Source organism: Kitasatospora sp. NPDC091207 (genome assembly GCF_044768625.1).
Classification (GTDB): domain Bacteria; phylum Actinomycetota; class Actinomycetes; order Streptomycetales; family Streptomycetaceae; genus Kitasatospora.
The window spans coordinates 39,077-64,752 of the sequence record NZ_JBIVVS010000029.1 but is presented as its reverse complement, the minus strand read 5'-3'; the positions used below and the strand labels follow the sequence as shown (position 1 = coordinate 64,752).

The following is a 25,676-nucleotide window of genomic DNA, read 5'->3' as shown; positions in this document are numbered from 1 at the left end:
CGGTCAGTAGGCGATCGGGAGGGTGCACAGCCGCCGCTGCAGCGGGTTGGGCCGCCAGTCCAGCTCCGCCCCGTCGGCGAGCCGCAGCTCGGGCAGCCGGCGCACCAGGGTGCCGACGGCGACCTCCGCCTGGAGCTTGGCCAGCGGGCCGCCGAGGCAGAAGTGCGGGCCGTGGCCGAAGCTCAGGTGGCGGTTGCCGGGGCGGGACAGGTCGAGCCGGTCGGGGTCCTCGAAGCGCTCGGGGTCACGGTTGGTCGCACCGAGGAACAGGTACACCAGCTCGTCCTCCCGCAGCGTCCGTCCGCCGATCTCCAGGTCCTGCGCGACGACCCGGACGATCGCCTGGCTGACCGTGTCGTAGCGGGCCAGCTCCTCGACGGCGTCGCGGATCAGGCCCGGGTCGGCGCGCAGCCGGGCCAGCTGGTCCGGGTGGCGCAGCAGGGCGAGTACGCCGTTGCCGATCAGGTGGGTGGTGGTCTCGTCTCCGGCGGTGATCAGGACGAAGCAGGTGGACAGCAGTTCGGAGTCGGTGAGCCGGTCGTCCTGGGCCTGGGTGGCGACCAGGGCGCTGATCAGGTCGTCGCCGGGTTCGCTCCGGCGCTGCCGGATGAGCCCGGACAGGTACTCCTCGTACTGTTCGATCGCCGCCTCGGACTTGTCGATGTCCTCGGCGAGCCGGCCGAAGCGGTGGAACCAGCTCTTGACCCGCGGCCGGTCCTCGTCCGGGATGCCGAAGAGCTCGCAGACGACGGACATCGGCAGCGGGGAGGCGACCGCCTCGATCAGGTCTGCGGTCGGTCCGGCCGCGACCGCCTCGTCGATGAGCTGGTCGACGATCCGCTGGACGCCGTCGCGCAGGGCTTCGACGCGCCGGGCGGTGAAGGCCTTGTTGGCCAGTTTGCGCAGCCGGGCGTGGTCCGGCGGATCGGTGTTGGTCATCACCCGGCCGAGTCGGTCGGTGAGCCGGCTGAGTGCTTTGAGGTCGCCGCCGAGCGCGGTGTAGGCGCGGGTCATCCGGTCCCGGTCGTTGGACAGCCGCAGGTCGCCCAGCGCGGCCTCGACGTCGGTGTACCGGGTGAGGTACCAGATGCCCTGGGCGCTGCGGTGGACCGGGTCCTCGCGCCGCATCCGGGCGTAGAGCGGGTACGGGTCGCGCCGGGCCTCGGGGGTGGCCAGGGCTGCGGCGAGGTCGTCCGGCCGGGCGGGGCCCGCGGCGTCGCGGGCCCCGTCCAGGGTGTCGGTGGAGGTCATGTCGGCCGCGCTACCGCTGGGCGTCCATGGCGTCGGCGAGGCTCTTGGGCCGCATGTCGGTCCAGGCCTGCTCGACGTACTCCAGGCAGGCGGCGTGGGTGTCGGGGCCGTGGGCGACGGTCCAGCCGTCCGGGACGTCGGCGAACTGCGGCCAGAGCGAGTGCTGGTTCTCGTCGTTGACGAGGACGAGGAAGGTGCCGTCCTGGTCGTCGAAGGGGTTGGTCACGGGTCAGTCCTCCTGGTGGGAAAGGGTGGTGTCGCGGGCGTCGCCGGTGGCCTCGGCGATCCTGGTGGCCAGGACCGGTCCGATCTGGGCCAGCGAGCCCGCCTGGGTCATCTGGTCGTGCCGGGTGGTGATCTCGTGCGATTCGATCCGGCCCGCGATGTACGGGCGCCAGACCTCCGGACCGGCGTCGTCGTCGCCCCGGTCGATCGTGGAGTTGAACAGCAGCAGGTCCCCGTCGTACCGGCCGGGGACGAAGTCGACCGCCAGCTTCGCGTTGTTGATCATGATCTGGACGATCACCTCGACCTGCCGCTCGTTCAGGCCGGCCAGCGCGCTGCCGCGCCGGTTCAGCACCTCGGCGACCTCGGCGTAGGTGATCTCCCGGTCTCCCAGTTCGTCCGGGTCGACGTCGAGCACGCCGACGAGCACGTCCCGCACGGTGGGTACCGGCTCCTCCTCGAACCGCACGTCCTTCACCGGGTAGGCGTCGAGGATCGCCAGCAGTGCGGTCCGCTCGCCGCGCGCCTGGAGTTCGCAGGCCAACGCGTGGGCGATCAGCCCGCCCGCGGACCAGCCGAGCAGCAGGTACGGGCCCTGGGGCTGGACCTTCTGGACGTGGTCGGCGTAGTCGGCCGCCATCTCCTCGTAGGAGGCCGGCAGCGGTTCGGGCCGGCCGAGCCCGCGCGCCTGGAGCGCGTACACCGGGTGCTGCGGGCCGAGGTGGTTCAGCAGCCCGCTGTAGGACCAACTGATGCCGCCGCCGGGGTGGACGCAGAACAGCGGGGTGTCCGTCCCGGTCGAGCGCAGCGGCAGCAGCACGTCCAGCGCGTCGGCCGGGTCGTTCATGGCCAGGCGTTCGGTGAGCCCGGCCACGGTCGGCGCCTCGAACAGCATCCGCAGCCCCAGGTCCAGGCCGAGGGTCTCGCGGACCCGGGAGGCCAGCCGGGCGGCCAGCAGCGAGTGCCCGCCCAGGTCGAAGAAGCCGTCGTCGATGCCCACCTGCTCCCGGCCGAGGACCTCGGCGAACAGACCGCACAGCAGTTGCTCCTGCGGCGTCCGGGGGCCGCGCCCGGCGTCCGACGCCCCGTAGTCGGGGGCGGGCAGGGCGGCCCGGTCGAGCTTGCCGTTGGCGGTCAGCGGCAGCGCGTCCACGCTGACGAACGCCGCCGGCACCATGTAGTCGGGCAGGTCGCGGCGCAGCCGGGCGGACAGCTCCGCCGTCTCGGGGCCGCCTTCGGCGGCGGGCACCAGGTAGGCGACCAGCCGCTTGTCGCCCGGCCGGTCCTCGCGGGCGACCACGGCCGCCTGGGCGATGCCGGGGCAGGCCGCCAGGACGGCCTCGATCTCTCCGGGCTCGATTCGCAGACCACGCAGCTTGACCTGGTGGTCGACGCGGCCGGCGAAGTCCAGCGTCCCTCCCCCGTCGCCCTCGGCCTGGCCGCTGGGAGGTGCCCCCACCGGCCGGGGGTGCTCCCGCGGAAGCCACCGGGCGAGGTCGCCGGTGCGGTACATCCGGCTCCCGGCCGGCCCGTACGGGTCGGCCGTGAAGCGCTCCGCCGTCAGGCCGGGGCGGCCGAAGTAGCCGCGGGCCACGCCCGTCCCCGCGAGGTACAACTCGCCGACCATGCCCGTCGGCACCGGCAGCAGCCGGTCGTCGAGCACGTAGGCGCGCATGTTCGCCATCGGGCCGCCGATCGGCACGGTCGCGGCGTTCTCCGCGAGGTCGCGCACCGGGTGGCGGGTGGCCAGCGTGGTGGCCTCGGTGGGCCCGTAGCCGTTGACCACCTCGATGCCGGGGCAGGCGGCGAGTACCCGGGCGGCGGCGGCCGGGGAGACCACGTCGCCGCCGGTCCACACCTCGCGCACCCCGGCGAGCTTGCCGGGTCGTTCCTCGGCGACCAGCCGGAACAGTCCGGCGGTCAGCCACAGTCCGGTCACGCCGTGGGTGGCGATCGTGTGCTGCAGCAGGTCGAGGTCGAGCTGCTCCGGCGGGGCGACGACGACCCGGCCGCCGTTGAGCAGCGGCACCCACAGCTCGTAGGTCGAGAGGTCGAAGGCCGTCGGGGAGTGCATCAGCACCCGCTCGTGTCCGCCGCCACGCCATTCGGGGCTCAGCGCGAGGCCGGCCACGTCACGGTGGGTGACGGCCACGCCCTTCGGCCGCCCGGTCGAACCGGAGGTGTACATGATGTACGCCAACTGGCCTGACTGACAGGGGACTTCGAAGCCGGCCGGGTGGGCGTCCGCGGACTGCGCCAGTGCGGCGAGCACCTCCTTGGTGAGCACCAGGGCGGCTCCGCTCTCCCGCATGATCAGGTCGATCCGGGAGGAGGGGAAGCGCGGGTCCAGCGGCACGTAGGCGCCGCCCGCCTTGATGATCGCCAGGATCGCCACGACCAGCTCCGCCGAGCGGTCCAGCATGACCGCGACCGGCGTCTCCGGCCGTACTCCGTGGCGAACCAGCGCCCCCGCCAGGCGGCCGGCCCGCAGGTCGAGCTCCGCGTAGGTCAGCTCGGTGCCGCTCGCCACGACCGCGATCGCGTCCGGGGTCGCCCGCACCTGGCGGGCGAAGAGCTCCGGCACCGAGGCCGACGGCAGCTGTGCGGCCGTGTCGTTGAAGCCGTGCAGCAGCCGGTGGCGTTCCGCGCCGGACATGAGGTCGATCCGGCTGATCGGCCGGTCCGGGTCGGCGGCCGCCGCGCGCAGCAGGCGGGCCCAGCGATCGAACAGCAGCTCCACGGTGGGCGCGTCGAACAGGTCGGTGGCGTACTCCACCGCGCCGACCAGGCCGTCGGCGCCACCCTCCGGGCGGAACTGCTCGGCCAGGCTGAAGGTCAGGTCGACCCGGGAGGTCCCGGTCGGCGCCTCCAGGTGGCCGGTCTCCAGCCCCGGCAGCGCGAACTCGCCGAGCGGCGCGTTCTGCAGGGCCAGCATGACCTGGAACAGCGGGTGGTGGGCCAGCGACCGCACCGGGTTGGCCACCTCGACCAGGTGCTCGAACGGCACGTCCTGGTGGTCGTACGCGGTGAGCGCCTTCTGCCGGACCCGGCCGAGCAGTTCGGCGAAGCCGGGGTCGCCGGTCGTGTCGGTGCGCAGCACCAGCGTGTTGACGAAGAAGCCGACGAGCTCGTCCAGCGCCTGGTCGGTGCGGCCGGCGATCGGGCTGCCGATCGGGAGGTCCGTACCGGCGCCGAGCCGGGTGAGCAGAGCGGCGAGACCGGCCTGGAGCACCATGAACATGCTGGCGCCCCGTGTGGCGGCCAAATCCCGCAGGGCCTGGTGCAGTTCGGCGTCCAGCCGGACCACGACCCGGTCGCCCCGCTGGGAGGCCACCGGCGGCCGGGGCCGGTCGGTGGGCAGCTGCACCTGCTGCGGGATCCCCGCCAGCTCGTCCTTCCAGTAGCCGAGTTGGCGGGCGAACAGGCTGTCCGGGTCGGCGGTGTCGCCGAGCAGGTCGCGTTGCCAGCGGGTGTAGTCGGCGTACTGCACCGGCAGCGGTGCCCACGGCGGCTCCTCGCCCCGGCAGCGTGCCGCGTAGGCCGTGGCGAGGTCGCCGGAGAGCGGCCCCATCGACCAGCCGTCGGCGGCGATGTGGTGCACCACGACCAGCAGCACGTGCCGGCCGGGGGCGAGGGCGTACAGCTCGGCCCGGACCGGAGGCTCAGCGGCCAGGTCGAAGCCGCGCCGGGCGGCGTCCGCCAGCCGCTCGGCCAGCCGGCTCTCGTCGAGCTCGACCACCGGCAGCGCCGGACGGGCCTGCGCGGCGTCCAGCACGACCTGGTGCGGGACACCGTCGGTCTCGCGGAAGACCGTCCGCAGGCTCTCGTGCCGGGCGATCACGTCGGCGAGCGCGGCGTGCAGGGCCGGCCGGTCGAGGTCGCCGGTCAGGCTCAGTGCGAGCGGCATGTTGTAGGTGGCGCTCGGCCCGTCCATCCGGTGCAGGAACCACAGGCGGCGCTGGGCGAAGGACAGTTCGACGCTCTCCGGGCGGGGCCGGGCGGTCAGCGCGGGCCGCGCCGTGCCGGAGCCGTCGAGGCGGGCCGCCAGTGCGGCCACCGTCGGGGTCTCGAACAGGGTGCGGACCTCCAGCTCCGCGCCGAGGGTCGCCCGGACCCGCGAGGCGAGGCGGGTCGCCAGCAGCGAGTGCCCGCCGAGGTCGAAGAAGCTGTCCTCGACCCCGACCTGGGCCAGCCCGAGCACCTCGGCGAACAGTTCGGCGAGGAGTTGCTCCTGCGGGGTGCGCGGCGCCCGGCCGCCCGCGGCCGGGCCGAGGTCGGGGGCGGGCAGCGCGCGGCGGTCGAGCTTGCCACCGGCCGTCAGCGGCAGCGCGTCCAGCGCCACGAACGCCGACGGGACCAGGTAGTCGGGCAGCCGCCCGCGCAACCAGTCGCGGAGTTCGCCGAGGAGGGCGCCGGTGCCGCGGCCGCCGGTCGGGCGGTTGGTCAGCGCCGACAGCGCGCCGCCGGTTGCCCCGGCCGACCGGTACGGCTCGACGGGGGAGCCGTGAAGCGTCCGCGGGTCGGCGAGGACGACCTCCAGGGCGTCGGCCTCGGTGGCCGACCAGGTGACGGCCACCGCGCGGTCGAACTCCCGTCCGAGGGCGTGGAAGTCCTCCGGGTCGGGAAGCTCGCTCTCCTCCCGGGCGCGCAGCCGGTCCAGCAGCTCGGCGAGCGTCCCGTCGCCGTCCTGCACGGCCCGGGCCAGGGCGGTCTCCCGCGCCACGCGGCGGTTCGGCACCCCGGTGATCCGCAGCACCCCGGCGGGCGGCTGGGCGAGGAGTTCGCGCAGCCCGGCCAGGTCGGCGACCTGCCGTCCCCACGCCAGCTCGACCGACCGGCCCTCGGCCGTCGGGGCGACCGGCGGCTTGTGCAGCGTCACGTCGTAGCGGTAGCGGGTCAGTTCGTTGTGGTGACGGCCGCGCTTGACCTCCACGGCCACCGCGCCGATGTCCGTGCCGTGCTCGCGCAGGGTGGTGAAGAAGTCCGGGTCGACCAGGAGTTCCTTCTCCACCCGGACGGCCTGTTCCACCGCGCGACGCACGGCCGCGAGGTCGGCGTCATCGCCGGTCCGGTGCAGCTGGACGGCGGTGGCCAGCGGGCGCAGCAGTCGCAGGTTGCGGACATCTCCGACGAAGAGCGCGCCGCCGGGGGCGAGCAGCCGCATCAGCTTCCCGATCACCTCCGCGAGGTAGTCGGCGGACGGGAAGTACTGCACCACCGAGTTGATCACGATGGTGTCGAACTCCCCGGTCGGCAGCCCGTCGGTGTCGTGCGCCGGCCGGGTCTGCAGCACCACGCGGCCGGCCAGCCGCTCCTCCCCCGCCACCTGGGCGCTCAGGGCGTCGATCGCGGTGGCGGAGAAGTCGGTCGCCCAGTAGTTCTCGCAGTGCGGTGCGACCTGCGAGAGCAGCAGGCCGGTGCCGACGCCGACCTCCAGCACCCGGCGCGGGCGCAGGGCCAGGATGCGGGCCACGGTGGCGTCCCGCCACTCCCGCATCTGCTCGACGGGGATCGGACTGGCATCGTAACTGCTGTTCCAGCCGACGAAGTTCTGGCCGAAGGCCGCTTCCTCGGGGGCGATGGGCAGGGCGTCGTAGATGTCCTGCCACTCGCCCACGTGGTCCGCTTCCAACCCGCCGTCCCGGGCCGCGTCCTGGCGCGGGACGACGTAGCCGACGAGCCGGTCGTCCCGGGCGAGGACGGCGGCCCGGGCTACCGCCGGGTGCTCGGCCAGCGCGGCCTCGACCTCGCCCGGCTCGACCCGGAAGCCGCGGACCTTCACCTGGTCGTCGGCGCGGCCGACGTACTCCAGCTGCCCGTCGTCCAGCCAGCGCACCAGGTCGCCGGTGCGGTACATCCTCCCTCCTTGCCCGCCCTCGGGCTGGGGGCACCTCCCAGCCTCCGGGCTGGGGGAGAGGGGCCCAGTGCCCGCAGGGCCGAACGGGCAGGCGACGAACCGTCCGGCCGTCAGGCCCGGCCGGTTCAGGTAGCCGCGCGCCAGACCCGCGCCCGCGACGTACAACTCGCCCGCCACGCCGGGCGGCACCGGCCGCAGCCGGTCGTCCAGGACGTACACCCGGGAGTTGGTGATCGGCCGTCCGATCGGCGGCACGCCCGCCCCCGAGGACAGCGGGTCGCTCATGGTCGCGCACACCGTCGTCTCGGTCGGACCGTAGGCGTTGATCATCCGCCGCCCGGGCGCCCAGCGCGCCACCAGCTCCGGCGGGCACGCCTCCCCCGCCACCACCAGGGTCGACGCGGTCACCGCACCGTCCGGCACGGCGGCGAGGACGGACGGGGGCACCGTCACATGGGTGATGCCGAGGCCCGGGTCGGTCAGCGCGGCGAGCGGATCGGCCGCGGGGGGCAGTACCAGGGTGGCTCCGCGCAGCAGGGTGGTGTAGATCTCCGACACCGAGGCGTCGAAGCTGGGCGAGGCGAACTGGAGCACGCGACTGTCGGGTTCGATCGCGAAGCGCTCGATCTGGGCGGCGACCAGGCTGGCCACACCGCCGTGGCCGACCACCACGCCCTTGGGGCGGCCCGTCGAGCCCGAGGTGTAGATCACGTACGCCGGGTGCCGGACGTCCAGCGCGACCTGCGGATCGGTGTCCGGCCAGTCACCCCCGACCACCATGGACGGGTCGTCGACCAGCAGCGCCGGCCTGGCGTCCTCCAGCATGTACGCGATCCGCGCCCGCGGGTACGCCGGGTCCACCGGCAGGTACGCCGCCCCGGCCTTCAGCACACCCAGGACCGCCACCACCGACTCCACCGACCGCGGCAGCGCCACCGCGACGATCTGCTCCGGGCCGACACCCCGGGCGATCAGCGCGTGCGCGAACCGGTTCGCCCACGCATTGAGTTGACGATATGTCAGTTCTTGCTCGCCGCAGGCCAGCGCGACCGCGTCCGGCACCGCCGCCACCTGCGCCACGAAGGCCTGCGGCACCGGAACGGCGCCCACGTCCCGGGCGGTCGCGTTGCCCTTCTCCAGCAGCCGGTGCCGCTCGTCGGCGTCGAGGAGGTCGATCCCCCCGATCGGCTGCTCCGGGTCGGCGGTGACGGCCTTCAGCAGGAGTGTCCAGCGCCGGACCAGGGCCTCGACCGTGGAGCGGTCGAACAGGTCCGTGGCGTACTCCACCGCGCCGGCGATCCCGGCCGGGTTCCCGTCCGGGCCGAACTGTTCGACCATGCTCAGGCCGAGGTCGAACTTGGCGGTTCCGGTCGCGACCGCGTAGGTGGTGACGTCCAGGCCGGGCAGCGAGAACCGGCCCATCGGAGCGTTCTGGACGGCCAGGACGGTCTGGAACAGCGGGTGGTGGGAGAGCGAGCGGGACGGGTTCAGCGCCTCCACCAGGTGCTCGAACGGCACGTCCTGGTGCGCGTACGCGGACAGCGCCGTCTCCCGCACCCGGCCCAGCAGCTCGGCGAAGGACGGGTCCCCACTGGTGTCGGTACGCAGCACCAGCGTGTTGACGAAGAACCCGACCAGGTCGTCCAGCGCCTCGTCGGTGCGCCCGGCGATCGGGCTGCCGATCGGGATGTCCGTGCCCGCGCCCAGCCGGGTGTACAGCGCGGCGAGCGCGGCCTGCAGCACCATGAACAGGCTCGTCCCGGTACTGCGTGCCAACTCCGCCAGCGCGACGTGCAGTTCGGCGTCGAGCTCCAGGCCGAGGTGGTCCCCCTGCCAGCCGGCGACGGCCGGGCGGGTCCGGTCGGCGGGCAGTTGGAGCAGCTCCGGCAGGTCGGACAGCTGCCGCTTCCAGTAGTCGAGCTGCTCGGCGAACCGGCTCTGCGGGTCGGCGGCGTCGCCGAGCAGCTCGCGCTGCCACAGCGTGTAGTCGGCGTACTGCACCGGCGGAGCCGGCCGGTCCGCCGTCCGGCCCTCGCAGCGGGCCGCGTACGCCTCGGCCAGGTCCCGGGCCAGCGGCCCGGTGGACCAGCCGTCGGCGGCGATGTGGTGCATGACCAGCAGCAGCACGTGCTCGTCCGGCGCGAGCGCGAACAGCTCCGCCCGCAGCGGCGGCTCCGCCGCCAGGTCGAAGGGCTGCCGGGCGGACTCGGCGAGCCGCTGCGGCAGTTCGTCCTGCGTCACCCAGGTCGGCCGGGTCCGGAGGCGGACCGCTGCCGAGTCGAGCACGCGCTGGCAGGGTACGCCCTCGACCTCGGGGAACACCGTCCGCAGGCTCTCGTGCCGGGCCACCACGTCGGCCAGTGCCCGGTCCAGCGCGGGCCGGTCGAGCGTTCCGGTCAGCTGGAGTGCCAACGGGATGTGGTAGGCCGCGGCGGCGTCCATGCGGTGCAGGAACCAGAGCCGGCGCTGGGCGAAGGACAGCGGAACCGCCGCCGGCCGCTCCTGCGCGGTCAGCGCCGGGCGGGTGCGGCCGGCCCCGGCCAGTGCCCCGGCCAGGCCGGCCACGGTGGGCGCCTGGAAGAGTGCGCGCAGCCCGAGCTCCACGCCGAGCACCGAGCGCACCCTGGCGGCCAGCCGGGTGGCGAGCAGGGAGTGTCCGCCCAGGTCGAAGAAGTCGTCGTCGACCGAGATCCGCGGCACGTCGAGCACCTCGGCGAACAGCTCGGCGAGAATCTGCTCCCGCGGGGTGCGCGGCTCCCGTCCGCTGCCCGCGGGGGCCGCTTCGGGCGTGGGCAGCGCCGCCCGGTCCAGCTTCCCGTTCGGGGTCAGCGGCAGCGCGTCCAGCAGCACGAACACGGACGGCACCAGGTAGTCCGGCAGCCGCTCGCGCAGGTGCGCCGCCAGCTCGTCGGGACGGACGGCCTGGTCGGGCCGGACCGCCACGTAGCCGACGAGCCGGTCGTCCTGGGCGAGGACGGCGGTGTGGGCGACGGCGGGGTGCTCGGCCAGCGCGGCCTCGACCTCGCCGAGTTCGACGCGGAAGCCGCGGACCTTGACCTGCTGGTCGGCGCGGCCGACGTACTCCAGCTCGCGGTCGGCCCGGCGCCGCACGACGTCGCCGGTGCGGTACATCCGCGCACCCGCAGGACCGAACGGGCAGGCGACGAACCGCCCGGCCGTCAGGCCCGGCCGGTTCAGGTAGCCACGCGCCAGGCCGGGGCCGGCGACGTACAACTCGCCCGCCACGCCGGGCGGCACCGGCCGCAGCCGGTCGTCCAGGACGTACGCCCGGAAGCCCGCGACCGGCCGTCCGATCGGCGGCACGCCGGAGCCCGGGGACAGCGGGTCGCTCATGGTCGCGCACACCGTCGTCTCGGTCGGACCGTAGGCGTTGATCATCCGCCGCCCGGGCGCCCAGCGCGACACCAGCTCCGGCGGGCACGCCTCGCCCGCCACCACCAGGGTGGTGGCCGTGAGGTCGGCGCTCTCCAGCGCGGCCAGGGCCGAGGGCGGCAGCGTCACATGGGTGACGTCCAGCCGGCGGTCCGCCAGGGCCTCCAACGGGGCCTCGGCGGGGGCCAGCACGAGGGCGGCTCCGGTGAGCAGCGCGCCGCACAGGTCCCAGAAGGACGCGTCGAAGCTGGGCGAGGCGAACTGGAGCACCCGGCTGCCCGGCGCCAGACCGAGCCGCTCGACCTGCGCAGCCACCAGGCCCGACACACCGCCGTGGCTCACCACGACGCCCTTGGGGCGGCCGGTGGAGCCGGAGGTGTAGATCACGTACGCCGGGTGCCGGACGTCCACCACGATGCCCGGATCGGTCTCCGGCTGCTCGGAAGCCCCGGTCACCGTCGCCGGGTCGTCGACCACCACAGCCGGCCTGGCGTCCTGAAGCATGTACGCGATCCGCGCCCGCGGGTACGCCGGGTCCACCGGCAGGTACGCCGCCCCGGCCTTCAACACACCCAGGACCGCCACCACCGACTCCACCGACCGCGGCAGGGACACCGCGACGATCTGCTCCGGCCCCACTCCCCGGGCGAGCAGCGCTTGGGCGAACCGGTTCGCCCAAGCGTCGAGTTGACGATAGGTCAATTCCTGCTCGCCGCAGACCAGCGCGACCGCGTCCGGCACCGCCGCCACCTGCGCCGCGAGCAGCTCCGGCAGGCTCGCCCCGGCCGTCCCGACCTCGGCGACGGGCAGCAGCTCGCGGCGTTCCTCGGCGGAGAGCAGGTCGATCCCGCCGATCGGCAGGTCGGGCGCGGCGGCGACCGCGGCCAGCAGCCGCAGCCACCGGGCGGCCAGGGCCTCGACCGTCGGGCGGTCGAACAGGTCGGTGCTGTACTCGACCGCACCGCTGAGCCCGGCCGGCGCGCCGTCGGGCCCGTGCTCCTCCGCGAACCCGAAGGTCAGGTCGAGGCGGGCGGTCCCGGTGAGCACGGCCATCCCGGAGACCTTCAGGCCCGGCAGGTCGAAGTCGCCACCGGGCGCGTTCTGCACGACCAGACCGGTCTGGTACAGCGGGTGGTGGGAGAGCGAGCGGGACGGGTTCAACGCCTCCACCAGGTGCTCGAAGGGCACGTCCTGGTGCCCGTACGCGGACAACGCCGTCTCCCGCACCCGGCCCAGCAGCTCGGCGAAGCTCGGGTCCCCGCTGGTGTCGGTGCGCAGCACCAGCGTGTTGATGAAGAAGCCGACCAGGTCGTCCAGCGCCTCGTCGGTGCGCCCGGCGACCGGGCTGCCGATCGGGATGTCCGTGCCCGCGCCCAGCCGCGTGTACAGCGCCGCGAGCGCCGCCTGCAGCACCATGAACAGGGTCGTTCCCGAACGTCGTGCCAACTCCGCCAGCGCGACGTGCAGTTCGGCGTCGATCCGGAGTTCCAGCAGGTCGCCGCCGTACGACACGGTGGCCGGACGCGGCCGGTCGGCGGGCAGCTGCAGCTGCTCGGGCAGCCCGGCCAGCGCCTGCCTCCAGTAGGCGACCTGGCGGGCGAACACGCTGTCGGCGTCGTGCTCGTCGCCGAGGATCTCGTGCTGCCACAGGGTGTAGTCGCCGTACTGCACCGGCAGGGGCGGCCACTGCGGTGCCCCACCGCTCTGCCGGGCGGTGTAGGCGGCGGCCAGGTCGCGGGCCAGCGGGCCCATGGACCAGCCGTCCCCGACGATGTGGTGCATGACCAGCAGCAGCACGTGCTCGTCCGGCGCGAGCGCGAACAGCTCCGCCCGCAGCGGTACGTCCGAGGTCAGGTCGAAGCCGCGCACCGCCGCCTCGCGCAGGAGGGCGGGCACCTCCGCTTCGCCGGCCGTGCGGACGGTCAGCGGGAGGGCGGCCTCGGCGGGGTCCAGCACCCGCTGGTGCGGGATTCCGGCGGTGTGCGGGAAGACCGTGCGCAGGGTCTCGTGCCGGGTCACCACGTCCGCGAGCGCGACGTTCAGCGCGGCCCGGTCGAGGTCGCCGGACAGGCGCAGGGCCAGCGGCATGTGGTAGGTGGCACTGGGCATCCCGAACTGCTGGAGGAACCAGAGCCGGCGCTGGGCGAACGACAGGGGCATCGGCTCGCGGCGGGGCCGGGGCACCAGGGCCTGCCGGGCGGTGCCGGCGTCGTGCAGTCCGGCCGCCAGCCCGGCGGGGGTCGGGGTGCGGAACAGGGCGCGCAGCTCCAGCTCGACCCCGAGGGTCGCCCGGACGCGGGAGACCAGCCGGGTGGCGAGCAGCGAGTGCCCGCCCAGCGCGAAGAAGTCCTCGTCGACGCCGACCCGGCCGAGACCCAGCACCTCGGCGAACAGCTCGCACAGGATCTGCTCCTGCGGCGTGCGCGGTACCCGGCCGCCTGCGACCGCACCGGACTCCGGCACGGGCAGCGCCGCCCGGTCCAGCTTCCCGTTCGGGGTCAGCGGCAGGGCGTCCAGCAGCACGAACGCGGACGGCACCAGGTGGTCCGGCACCCGCTCGCGCAGGTACCCGGCGAGTGCCGCCACGGTCGTCCCGCTCCCGTCCGGGGGGACGACGTACGCGACGATCCGCGTCTCGCCCGGCCGGTCCTCGCGGGCGAGCACGGCGACCCGGGCGACGCCCGGGTGCGCGGTCAGCTCGGCCTCGATCTCGCCCGGCTCGATCCGGAACCCGCGGACCTTGACCTGGTGGTCGACCCGGCCGGCGAACTCCAGCTCACCGTCGGCGCGCCAGCGCACCAGGTCGCCGGTGCGGTACATCCGGGCGCCCGCCGGTCCGTACGGGTCGGCGACGAAGCGCGCGGCGCTCAGCCCGGGCCGGTCCAGGTAGCCGCGGGCCAGGCCCGCTCCGGCCAGGTACAGCTCGCCCAGCACGCCGGGGGCGACCGGCCGCAGTGCCGAATCCAGCACGTACACGCGGCAGTTGGCGATCGGGCGGCCGATCGGCACCGGTAGCGGGCAGTCGGCGGGGTCGCTCGGGAGCGCGTAGGCGGTGATCACGTGGGTCTCGGCGGGCCCGTAGTGGTTGTGCAACACCCGGCCCGGTCGGCGGGCCTGGAAGCGGCGCACAGCGGCGCCCAACCGCATCGCCTCGCCGGCCTGGGCGACCAGCCGCAGGTGCGGCAGGTCCAGCCCGGCCTCCTCGGCGGCCTCGGCCAGCGCCTCGACCACCAGATTGGGCGCGAACAACTCCTCGACCCCGTGCCGGTCCAGCCAGTGCGCGAACAGCTCGGCGCTGCGGCGCTGCTCCTCGGTCGGCACCACCAGCGTCTTGCCGTACAGCAGCGCGGACAGCACCTCCTGCACCGAGACGTCGAAACTGATCGCGGTGAACTGCGCCGTGCGGGTGCCCGGTTCGCCGCCGACGGCCCCGTGGTGCCACTCCAGCAGGTTCAGCAGCCCGGCGGCGGGCATCACCACGGCCTTGGGCCGGCCGGTGGAGCCGGAGGTGTAGACGACGTACGCCGGGTGCCGGGCGTCCACGGGGACGGCCGGGTCGTGCTCCGGCAGGTCCCCGGCCGGGGTGACGGCGGCGAGGTCGTCGAGTACCACGGCCGGACGCGCGTCCTCCAGCATGTACGCGATGCGGGCGGCCGGGTAGTCCGGGTCGACCGGCAGGTACGCCGCGCCCGTCTTGAGCACCGCGAGGACGGCGACCACCAGCTCGGCCGAGCGCGGCAGCCGCAGCGCGACGACCTGCTCCGGGCCCACGCCGCGCGCGATCAGCGCGTGGGCCAGACGGTTGGCCCGGCGGTTCAGCTCGCGGTAGGTCAGGACGGTGTCCTCGAACACCACCGCCGGGGCCTGCGGGGTCTCCCTCGCCCACGCCTCGAACAGCGCGGGCAGGGTGGTCCCGGGCACCGGGCGGACGGTGTCGTTGCGGACGGTCAGCAGCTCGTGCCGCTCCTCGGCGGTGAGGACGTCGATCCGACTCAACGGCTGCTCCGGCTCGGCGACCACGGCTGCCAGCAGCCGCAGCCACCGGGCGACCAGGACCTCCACCGTGGCGGGGTCGAACAGGTCGGTGCTGTACTCGACCCGCCCGACGATGCCCTCGGCCCGCCCGCCGGTACCGCCGCGCTCCAGCAGGTGGAAGCCGAGGTCGAACATCGTGGTCGGCGTCCGCACCAGGACGATCCCGGCGGCCAGGCCGTCCAGCGCGAACTCGGTGCCGGGCACGTTCTGCAGCGCGAGCAGGACCTGGAACAGGGGCTGGCGGGCGGGCGACCGGGACGGGTTGAGCGCCTCGACGACGTGCTCGAACGGCAGGTCCTGGTGCGCGTACGCGCCGAGCGCGGCCTCCCGGACCCGGCCCAGCAGCTCGGCGAAGGTCGGATCGCCGCCGGTGTCGGTGCGGAGCACCAGCGTGTTGACGAAGAATCCGACGAGGTCGTCCAGCGCCTGGTCGGTGCGGCCGGCGATCAGGCTGCCGACCGGGATGTCCGTGCCCGCGCCGAGCTTGTCCAGCAGCGAGGCCAGGGCGGCCTGCAGCACCATGTACACGCTGGCTCCGTGCTCCCGGCCCAGCCGGACCAGCCCGGCGTGCAGGCCGGCGTCCAGCTCGATCGCCAGGTAGCCGCCGGCGTAGGAGGGGACGGCCGGGCGGTGGCGGTCGGCGGGGAGCCGGATCTGCTCCGGCAGGTCCGCCAGCGTCCGCTTCCAGTGGGCCGTCTGACGGGCGGACAGGCTGTCCGGGTCGGCCGGGTCGCCGAGCAGTTCGCGCTGCCACAGGGTGTAGTCGGCGTACTGCACGGGCAGCGGCGCCCACCGCGGCGCCTCGCCCCGACGGCGGGCCGCGTAGGCGGTGGCCAGGTCGGCGGCCAGCGGGCCCAGCGACCAGCCGTCACCGGCGATGTGGTGCATCACCAGGAGCAGCACGTGCTCGTCGGCCGCGACCTCGAACACCTCGGCGCGCAACGGCGGTTCGGCCGCGAGGTCGAAGCCGCGCGCGGCCGCCCCCGTCAGCAGTCCCGGCAGGTCCGGTTCGTCGGCCGGGGTGACCGAGAGCCCCGGGCGGGCCTCCCCCGCGGCCAGCACGCGCTGGTAGGGCACGCCGTCCACGGCCGGGAAGACGGTGCGCAGGGTTTCGTGCCGGTCGGCGAGGTCGCCCAGTGCCGCTTCCAGGGCCGTCAGGTCCAGCGGTCCCGTGAGCCGCCACGCGAGCGGCATGTTGTAGACCGAGTCGGCGCTCTCCAGTTGGCGCAGGAACCACAGCCGCTGCTGGGCCGAGGACAGCGGCACCTGATCGGTCCGCTCCGCCCGCCGCAGGGCGGGCCGGGCCCGGCCCGCGCCGGCCAGCCCGGCGGCCAGGCCGGCCACGGTCGGGGTGCGGAACAGGGCGCGCAGCTCCAGCTCGACCCCGAGGGTCGCCCGGGCCCGGGCGACCAGCCGGGTGGCGAGCAGGGAGTGCCCGCCCAGGTCGAAGAAGTCGTCGTCCGCACCGACCTGCGGCAGGCCCAGCACCTCGGCGAACAGCACGGCCAGCGTCTGTTCCTCGGGCGTGTGCGGGGCCCGTCCGGTCCGTGTCACGGCCGACTCGGGCGCGGGCAGGGCGCGCCGGTCGAGTTTCCCGTTCGGGGTCATCGGCAGCACGTCGAGCACCACCAGGGCCGACGGCACCATGTAGTCCGGCAGCCGCTCGCGCAGGTACGCCCGCAGGTCCTCCGGCCGGAGCTCGGCCCCGGCTTCGGGCTGCAGGTAGGCGACCAGCCGGGGGTCCTGCGCCCGGTCCTGCCGGACGACCACGGCGGCCCGGGCGACCTGCGGGTGGCCCGCCAGCCCCGCCTCGATCTCGCCGAGTTCGATCCGGTACCCGCGGATCTTGACCTGGTCGTCGGTACGGCCGAGGAACTCCAGGTTCCCGTCCGGATTCCACCGCACCAGGTCACCGGTGCGGTACATCCTCCCTCCTGGCCCGCCATCGGGCCGGCGGGGCCCGTCCCCGCCCGGCCCGAACGGGTCCGCCACGAACCGCCCGGCGGTCAGACCCGGCCGGTTCAGGTAGCCGCGCGCCAGGCCCGCGCCGGCGATGTACAACTCACCCGGCACACCCGCCGGCACCGGCTGCAACGCCGTGTCGAGCACGTACAGGCGCACCCCGCCGAGCGGTCGGCCGATCACCTGCCGCGGGCTCGACCCCAGCGGCGCGTAGACCGAGTCCACCGTGCACTCGGACGGCCCGTAGTAGTTCAGGGAGAGCACTCCCTCGGCGGCCCGCAGCCGCTCCCACAGCCGCTCCGGGACGGCCTCGCCGCCCAGGCCGATCATCGAGGGGCGCCACCGCGGGTGCTCCAGCAGGCCGTGGTCGACGAGGACTTGCAGGTAGGACGGGGTGCCGCCGACAGTGTCCAGCCCGGCCCGCGCCGCGTACGCGAGGTAGGCATTCGGGTCGGTCCAGGTCGCCTCGTCCAGGACGTGCAGCTCATGGCCCGCGAACAGGGCGAACAGCTGGTCCCAGGAGCCGTCGAAGGACACGGACGTGGTCAGCCCGACCCGCATCCGCTCCCCCGTCCGGAAGACCAGCGGGACCTGGTTGGCGAACAGGTTGAGCAGGCCGCCGTGCGTCGCCACGACGCCCTTGGGCTCACCGGTGGAGCCGGAGGTGTGGATGACGTACGCCGGGTGGTCGGGTCCGACGGCCACCATCGGGTCCGTCGCCGGGCACGACGCCACCAGGGCGGCCGTCTCCGGGTCGTCGAGCACCAGCCGTCCGACCGGACCGCCCCCGGGCAGCCGCGCCGCGGACGCCCCGTCGGTCACCACCAGGGCCGGCCGGGCATCCTCCAGCAGGTACCCGATCCGGGCCGCCGGGTACTCGGGGTCGACCGGCACGTACGCCGCGCCGGTCTTCAGCACCGCCAGGACCGCCACCACCAGCTCGGCCGACCTCGACAGCGCCACCGCCACCAGCCGCTCCGGCCCGGCACCCCGCGCGATCAGCGCGTGCGCCAACCGGTTCGCCCGCGCGTCCAACTCCGCGTACGTCAGCGACGTCTCCGGTCCCACCACCGCGAGGGCGTCCGGGATCGCCTCCACCTGCGCCCGGAACAGCTCCGGCAGGCTCACGGCGAGATCCTCGACCGCCGGCCCTGCGCCCAGGGCCGCCAACTCACCGCGCTCCCCCGCCGTGAGCAGGTCGAGCCGGCTGAGCCGCCGCAGCGGGTCGGCGACCGCGGCACGGAGCAGCCGCTCCCATCGCCCGATCATCGTCTCGACGGTGGCCGGGTCGTACAGGTCACTGGTGTACTCGACGGACCCGTCGATCCCCTCCGGGGAACCGTCCTCCGCGTGCCGCTCGGACATGGTGAAGATCAGGTCGAGCTTGGCGGTGGTCGAGGCCTGCGGCAGGTCCTCGACGTGCAGTCCGGGGGGCGCGAAGTCGGCCCGGGGCACGTTCTGCAGCACCAGCATGACCTGGAACAGCGGGTGGTGCGCCAGCGACCGGGACGGGTTCAGGACCTCGACGAGGTGCTCGAACGGGAGGTCCTGGTGGGCGTACCCGGCCAGTGAGGTGTCCCGGACCCGGCTCAGCAGTTCGGCGAACGTCGGATCGCCCGAGGTGTCGGTGCGCAGCACCAGGGTGTTGACGAAGTAGCCGACCAGCTCGTCCTGCGCCTGGTCGGTGCGGCCGGCGACCGGGCTGCCGACCGGGATGTCCTCGCCCGCGCCGAGCCTGTTCAACAGCGCGGCCAGGCCGGCCTGGAGCACCATGAACAGACTGGTCCCGTGGGTGCGGGCGAGTTCGCGCAGGCCGCGGTGCAGTTCGGCGTCCAGCCCGGCGGGCACGGAGCCGCCCCGGTGCGAGGCGACCGCCGGGCGGGGCCGGTCGGTGGGCAGCTGGATCCGCTCCGGCAGGCCGGCCAACTGCCGGGTCCAGTAGCCCGCCTGGCCGGCGAACAGGCCGTCCGGGTCGGCCGCGTCGCCGAGCAGTTCGCGCTGCCACAGGGTGTAGTCGGCGTACTGGACGGGCAGCGGCGCCCACCGCGGCTCCTCACCCCGGCGGCGGGCCGCGTAGGCGGCGGTCAGCCCCTGCACGAGCGGGCCCAGCGACCAGCCGTCACCGGCGATGTGGTGGAGCACCAGCTGGAAGACGTGCTCGTCCGGCGCCAGTTCGAACAGCTCGACCCGCAGCGGGACATCGGCCGCCAGGTCGAACCGGCGGTCCTTCGCCACCGCCGTCAGAGCGGGCAGCTCGGCCTCGGTGCTCCGGTGCACGAGCAGCCGCGGCCTGGCCGCCACCGCGTCCAGCACCCGCTGGTACGGCACGCCGTCCACCGCCGGGAAGACGGTGCGCAGGCTCTCGTGCCGCTCGACCACGTCCGCCACGGCGGCCTCCAGGGCCCGCCGGTCCAACTCGCCGGACAGCCGCCAGGCCAGGGAGATGTGGTAGTTCGCGCCGGCAGCCTCCAGCTGGTGCAGGAACCACACCCGCCGCTGTGCGAAGGACAGCGGGACCGCCTCGGGGCGCTCGCGCCGGACCAGGGCGGTCTGCGCCGGCCCGGCCGACACCAGCGCGGCGGCCAGCCCCTCCGGGGTCGGCGCCTCGAACAGGGTGCGCAGCGGCATCTCCACGCCGAGCGTCGCCCGGATCCGGGCGGCCAGGCGGGTGGCGAGCAGCGAGTGCCCGCCCAGGTCGAAGAACCCGTCCTCGACGCCGGCCGACGCCACGCCCAGGACCTCGGCGAACAGCTCGCAGAGGATCTGCTCCTGCGGGGTGCGCGGCGCGCGCGAGGCGGTCGCCGGGGCGAGGTCGGGGGCGGGCAGGGCGCGGTGGTCCAGCTTGCCGTTGACGGTCAGCGGCAGCACGTCCAGCGCGACGAACGCCGCCGGCACCATGTACTCCGGCAGCCGCTCGCGCAGGTGCGCCCGCAGCTCGGCCGGGCTCGGCGCGGCGGCCGCGGCCGGCACCAGGTAGGCGGCCAGCCGGGTGTCGTCGGCCCGGTCCTGCCGGGCCAGCACGGCGACCTGGGCGATGCCGGGGTGGGCGGCCAGCGCCGCCTCGATCTCGCCGAGCTCGATCCGGAAGCCGCGGACCTTCACCTGCTGGTCGGCCCGGCCGACGTAGCGCAGGCCGCCTCCCCCGCCCGCGCGGCGCACCACGTCGCCGCTGCGGTACATCCGCGATCCCGGCGGCCCGAACGGGTCGGCCACGAACCGCCCGGCGGTCAGGCCGGGGCGGTTCAGGTAGCCGCGTGCCAGGCCCGGGCCCGCGACGTACAGCTCACCGGGCACGCCCGGGGCGACCGGCCGCAGGCCGGCGTCGAGCACGTACGCCCGCAGGTCCGGGAGGGGCGCGCCGACCTGTCCGGCGGCGGTACCGGAGCGGTCGAGCGCCGCGTACGTGACGTGCACCGTGGTCTCGGTGATGCCGTACATGTTGACCAGCCGCGGCGCGTCCTGCGGGTGCCGCTCGTACCAGCCCTCCAGCCGGGCGTGCTCCAGCGGCTCGCCGCCGAACACCACGGTGCGCAGGGCGAGTCGGCGGCCGGTCTCCGGGGCCTCCTCGTCCGCCCGCATCAGCTGGTAGAAGGCGGACGGCGTCTGGTTGAGCACCGTCACCCGCTCGTGGGCGAGCAGGTCGAGGAACCGGCCGGGCGAGCGGCTGGTCTCGTGGTCCACGACCACCAGGCGTCCGCCGTGCAGCAGCGGGCCCCACAGCTCCCAGACCGAGAAGTCGAAGGCGTAGGAGTGGAAGAGGGTCCAGACGTCCTCGGCGGAGAAGCCGAACAGCTCCCGGGTGGTGTCGAACAGCCGCACCACGTTGCGGTGCGGGACCACCACGCCCTTGGGGTTGCCGGTGGAGCCGGAGGTGTGGATGACGTAGGCGGCGTGGCCGGGGTCGACGGCGACCGCCGGGTCGGTGTCCGGCCGTCCGTCCAGGTCGGCGGTGTCCAGCAGCAGCCGGTCCACCTGCTCCGCCCCCGGCAGCTCCCCGGTCCGGCCGGTCGTCACGAGCAGCGCGGGCCGGGTGTCCCGGAGCAGGTAGGCGATCCGGGCCGCCGGGTACTCCGGGTCCACCGGGACGTACGCGGCGCCGGCCTTGAGCACCGCGAGCACCGCCACGACCAGGTCCGCCGAGCGCGGCAGGGCCAGGGCCACCAACTGCTCCGGCCCCACTCCCCGATCGATCAGGGCGTGCGCGAGGCGGTTGGCGCGGGCGTTCAACTCGCCGTACGTCAGGTGGGCTTCGCCGTCCGTGAGGGCGGTCGCGGCGGGGTCGGCCCGCACCTGCCGCTCGAACAGCGCGGGCAGGCCGATCTCCGGCGGCTCCCCGCCCCGGCGGGTGGCGGCCGGCAGGAGCGCCCGGAGCTCGTCGGCGGACAGCACGTCCACCCGGCCGATCCGCCGGCCGGGGTCGGCGGCGACGGCCCGCAGCAGCCGCAGCCACCGCTCGACGATGCCGCTGACGGTGGCCGCGTCGAACAGGTCGGTGCTGTACTCCACCACGCCCGACAGCCCGTCCGCGCCGGGCTGTTCGGCCAGGACGAAGGTCAGGTCGCACTTGGCCGTCCCGGTGGGGACCAGGTCGGCCGCCACTCGCAGCCGCGGCAGGTCGAAGGTGCCGAGGGGGGTGTTCTGCAGGGTGAGCATGGTCTGGAACAGCGGGTGGTGCGCGAGCGTCCGGGTCGGGTTGAGGGCCTCGACGAGGTGCTCGAACGGCACCTCCTGGTGCGCGTACGCGGCCAGCGCGTCGGAGCGCACCCGGCCCAGCAGCCGGGTGAACGACGGGTCGCCGGACAGGTCGGTGCGCAGCACCAGGGTGTTGACGAAGAAGCCGACCAGGTCGTCCAGCGCCTCGTCGGTGCGCCCCGCGACCGGTGTGCCGATCGGGACGTCGGTGCCGGCGCCGAGCTTGCCCAGCAGGGCGGCCAGGCCGGCCTGGAGGACCATGAAGAGGCTGGCTCCGCCGTCGCGGGCGAGAGCGCGCAGGCCCTGGTGCAGTTCGGCGTCGATCCGCACCGGCAGCTGGGCGCCCCGGTAGGACATCACCGCGGGCCGGGGCCGGTCGAAGGGCATCTCGACCTGCTCGGGCAGGTCGGCCAGCCGCTGCCGCCAGTAGGCGAGTTGGCCGCTGACCAGGCTGTCCGGGTCGGCGGCGTCGCCCAGCAGCTCCCGCTGCCAGCGGGTGTAGTCGGCGTACTGGACCGGCAGCGGCGACCACTCCGGCTTCGACCCCTCGCTGCGGGCCGCGTAGGCGGTGGTCAGGTCCCGCGCGAGCGGCCCCGTCGACCAGCCGTCGCCGGCGATGTGGTGCACCACCAGCAGCAGCACGTGCTGCTCGGCGCCGAGTTCGAACAGCTCGGCGCGCAGCGGCGGCTCCTCGGCGAGCTCGAAGCCGTGTCGCGCCGCCTCCGCCAGCCGCTGCGGCAGGTCGCGTGCGCCGGTCGCGGTCACCCGCAGCCGCGGCCGGGCCGCGTCGGGGTCGAGCACCCGCTGGCACGGCACGCCGTCGACCACCGGGAAGACGGTGCGCAGGCTCTCGTGCCGCTCGACCACGTCCGCCAGGGCGGCCTCCAGGGCGCGCTGGTCCAGGCTGCCGGAGAGCCGCAGCGCCAGCGGGATGTTGTAGGTGGCGCTCGGCCCCTCCATGCGGTGCAGGAACCAGAGACGGCGTTGCGCGAAGGACAGCGGGACGGTCTCGGGCCGCTCACCCGCCGTGAGCGCGGGTCGCGCCCGGCCCGCGACGTCCACCGCGGCTGCCAGTTCCGCGACCGTCGGCGCGTCGAACAGGTCGCGCAGCCTCAGCTCCACGCCCAGCACCGACCGGGCCCGGGCGACCAGCCGGGTGGCGAGCAGGGAGTGTCCGCCCAGTTCGAAGAAGCTGTCGTCCAGCCCGACCTCGGCGGCCCCCAGCACCTCGGCGAACAGCCCGGCGAGCAGGTGCTCGACCGCGGTCCGCGGGGCGCGGCCCGGTGCGGCGGACCGCTGGTCGGGGGCGGGGAGGGCGCGTCGGTCGAGCTTGCCGTTCGGGGTCAGCGGCAGCGCGTCCAGGACCATCAGCGCCGACGGCACCAGGTGCGCGGGCAGCCGCTCGCGCAGGTACTCGCGCAGGACGGTGCCGGTCGTCGTGGCGCCGGACACGAGGACGGCGTGGGCGACCAGCCGGGGCTCCTCGCCGCGCACCGTGACGGCGGCCCGAAGAACCTGCGGGTGTTCGGCGAGGACGGCCTCGATCTCGCCGGGCTCCACCCGGAAGCCGCGGATCTTGACCTGGTCGTCGGTGCGGCCGAGGAACTCCAGGTTCCCGTCCGGATTCCACCGCACCAGGTCACCGGTGCGGTACATCCGCGCACCGCTCGGCCCGAACGGGTCCGCCACGAACCGCCCGGCGGTCAGACCCGGCCGGTTCAGGTAGCCGCGCGCCAGTCCCGCGCCGGCGATGTACAACTCACCCGGCACCCCCGCCGGCACCGGCTGCAACGCGCCGTCGAGCACGTACAGCCGGGTGTTGGTGACGGGCCGGCCGATGACCGGGCGCGGGCTCGAACCCACCGACGCGATCACCGGGTTGACGGTGCACTCGGACGGCCCGTAGAGGTTGAGGCAGGCGACTCCCTCGGCCGCCCGCAGCCGCTTCCACAGCCGCTCCGGGACGGCCTCGCCACCTGCGGCGACCAGTGCCGGGCGCCACCCCCGGCTGCCCAACAGCCCGTGGTCCACCAGGTCCTGCAGGTAGGAGGGGGTGGCTTCGACGTAGTCCAGGCGGCGGCGCCGCGCGTAGTCGACGAAGGCGTCCGGGTCGGTCCAGGTCGTGTGGTCCAGGACGTGGAGTTCGTGGCCCGCGAACAGGGCGAGCAGCTGGTTCCACGACGCGTCGAACGACACCGACGTGGTCAGGGCCACCCGCGTCCGCCGCCGTGCGTCGACCACGGGGGGGAGGTGCGCCTGACGGAGATCGGTGAGCAGGTTGAGCAGGCCGCCGTGCGTCGGCGCGACGCCCTTCGGCCTGCCGGTGGAGCCGGAGGTGTAGATGACGTACGCCGGGTGGTCGGGTCCGACGGCCACCATCGGGTCCGTCGCCGGGCACGACGCCACCAGGGCGGCCGTCTCCGGGTCGTCGAGCACCAGCCGTCCGACCGGACCGCCCCCGGGCAGCCGCGCCGCGGACGCCCCGTCGGTCACCACCAGGGCCGGCCGGGCATCCTCCAGCAGGTACCCGATCCGGGCCGCCGGGTACTCGGGGTCGACCGGCACGTACGCCGCGCCGGTCTTCAGCACCGCCAGGACCGCCACCACCAGCTCGGCCGACCTCGACAGCGCCACCGCCACCAGCCGCTCCGGCCCGGCACCCCGCGCGATCAGCGCGTGCGCCAACCGGTTCGCCCGCGCGTCCAACTCCGCGTACGTCAGCGACGTCTCCGGTCCCACCACCGCGAGGGCGTCCGGGATCGCCTCCACCTGCGCCCGGAACAGCTCCGGCAGGCTCACGGCGAGATCCTCGACCGCCGGCCCTGCGCCCAGGGCCGCCAACTCACCGCGCTCCCCCGCCGTGAGCAGGTCGAGCCGGCCGACCGTCGCGTCCGGGTCGCAGTCCGCGACGGCGTCGAGCAGGGCGAGCAGCCGCTCCTGGTGGGCGGCGAGGTCGTCGTCGCCGTACGCCTCCGGTGCGCCGTGCAGCCTGAGCAGTGGGGGGTTGCCGTCCCGGTAGTCGAACACCCAGACGGCCAGGTCGGTGGTCGACCCCGACACGAAGTGGTGCACCGAGGCGGGGTGCCCGGCGAAACTCGGCCTGGCGTTGAAGGCCATGATGTTGACGATCAGCGGGAACGCCGTCCCGATGCTGCCGGACGCGCCGACGTCGCGCAGCAGGTCCTCGCTGCGGTAGCGCTCGTGCGCGACGGCCGCGTCGACTTCCCGCGCCGCCTGGGCGACGAGCTCGCCCCACGGCATGTCCGGTCGCACGGTCAGCCGCAGGGGCACCACGTTGGACATCGTGCCGGGCACGGACATCAGGTCGCGGTCGGCGCCCCGGCGGGCGGTGACGGGGAGGGCGAGCACCACGTCCTGGGCGCCGCTCAGCCGGTGGGCGTAGAGCGCCGTCGCGGCGACCACCAGCCGGGACCACCGGACACCGGCCCGGCCGGCCGCCGCCCGCAGCGCCTCGGGGCTGCGCAGTTCCCGTTCCCGGGCCAGGCGCAGGGCCTGGTGCGGGTCGGTGGCGGAGGTGTCGGTGAGCCTGGTCGGGGCGGGCAGGTCGGCGAAGCGCCCGGTCCAGTAGGAGCGGTCGGCGGTGAAGTCGGCGGACGAGCGGTAGGCGGCGTCGCCGTCGACCAGGTCCCGCAGCGAACCGAACGGGCAGGACGGGACGGGAGTGCCCTCGGCCAGTGCCGAGTACACCTCGCCGACCCGCTGCCGGACCATGGAGCTGCTGATCGCGTCCAGCACCACGTGGTGGTAGTTGAGGTACCAGAGGAACCCGGTCGGCGACAGCCGGATCAGCGCGTGGCCGAACAGCGGGTCCCGGGCGAGGTCCAGCGGGCGGGCCAGGTCCCGTTCCATCCATGCCGTGGCCGCCGCCCGGGGGTCCGGCTCCGCGCCGAGGTCGAGGTGCGCGGGCGCCCAGTCCCAGCTCTCGCGGAGGATCTGCCGCGGGCCCTCGCCGTCGTCGACGAAGGTCACGTGCAGGGCGTCGACCTCGTCGACCACCCGGCGCAGCGCGGCTTCGAACAGCTCAGGATCGACCGGACCGTGGATCTCCAGGCACTCGCCGACGCGGTAGCCCGGGATCGGCGTCCGGGAGCTCTGCTCGGCGAGCCAGATCTCCCGCTGGGCCGCGGTCAGGGGAAGGACGTCGCCGTCGCGACGGGGCGGACGGGACATGGGGTACCTCCAGAAGTGTGGGCGAGCGGGCGCAGGGCGTGCCGGACCGCGCCGACCGCGGTGGCGTCAC

General features: G+C 74.8%; 3 protein-coding genes. All 3 read right to left on the bottom strand.

What is annotated here, in order from left to right; all coding sequences use genetic code 11:
• Positions 1 to 3: 3 nt before the first annotated feature.
• From ACIQTO_RS32815 to ACIQTO_RS32805, 3 genes are read right to left on the bottom strand one after another with little or no spacing between them, the layout of a single operon-like run.
• Positions 4 to 1,251, bottom strand: a complete 1,248-nt coding sequence (locus ACIQTO_RS32815) for a cytochrome P450 (RefSeq protein WP_402395866.1) — start codon at positions 1,249 to 1,251, stop codon at positions 4 to 6.
• 10 nt (positions 1,252 to 1,261) lie between these two features.
• Entirely contained in the window at positions 1,262 to 1,477 is a 216-nt protein-coding gene (locus ACIQTO_RS32810; RefSeq protein WP_402395863.1) for an MbtH family protein, read from the bottom strand.
• A 3-nt stretch (positions 1,478 to 1,480) separates the two neighbouring features.
• Entirely contained in the window at positions 1,481 to 25,606 is a 24,126-nt protein-coding gene (locus tag ACIQTO_RS32805) for a non-ribosomal peptide synthase/polyketide synthase (RefSeq protein ID WP_402395861.1), read from the bottom strand.
• Positions 25,607 to 25,676: the final 70 nt, after the last annotated feature.

Excerpts from the sequence above, each read along its gene's own strand:
- ACIQTO_RS32815 (WP_402395866.1), bottom strand. The coding sequence starts at position 1,251 with ATGACCTCCACCGACACCCTGGACGGGGCCCGCGACGCCGCGGGCCCC.
- ACIQTO_RS32805 (WP_402395861.1), bottom strand. The coding sequence starts at position 25,606 with ATGTCCCGTCCGCCCCGTCGCGACGGCGACGTCCTTCCCCTGACCGCG.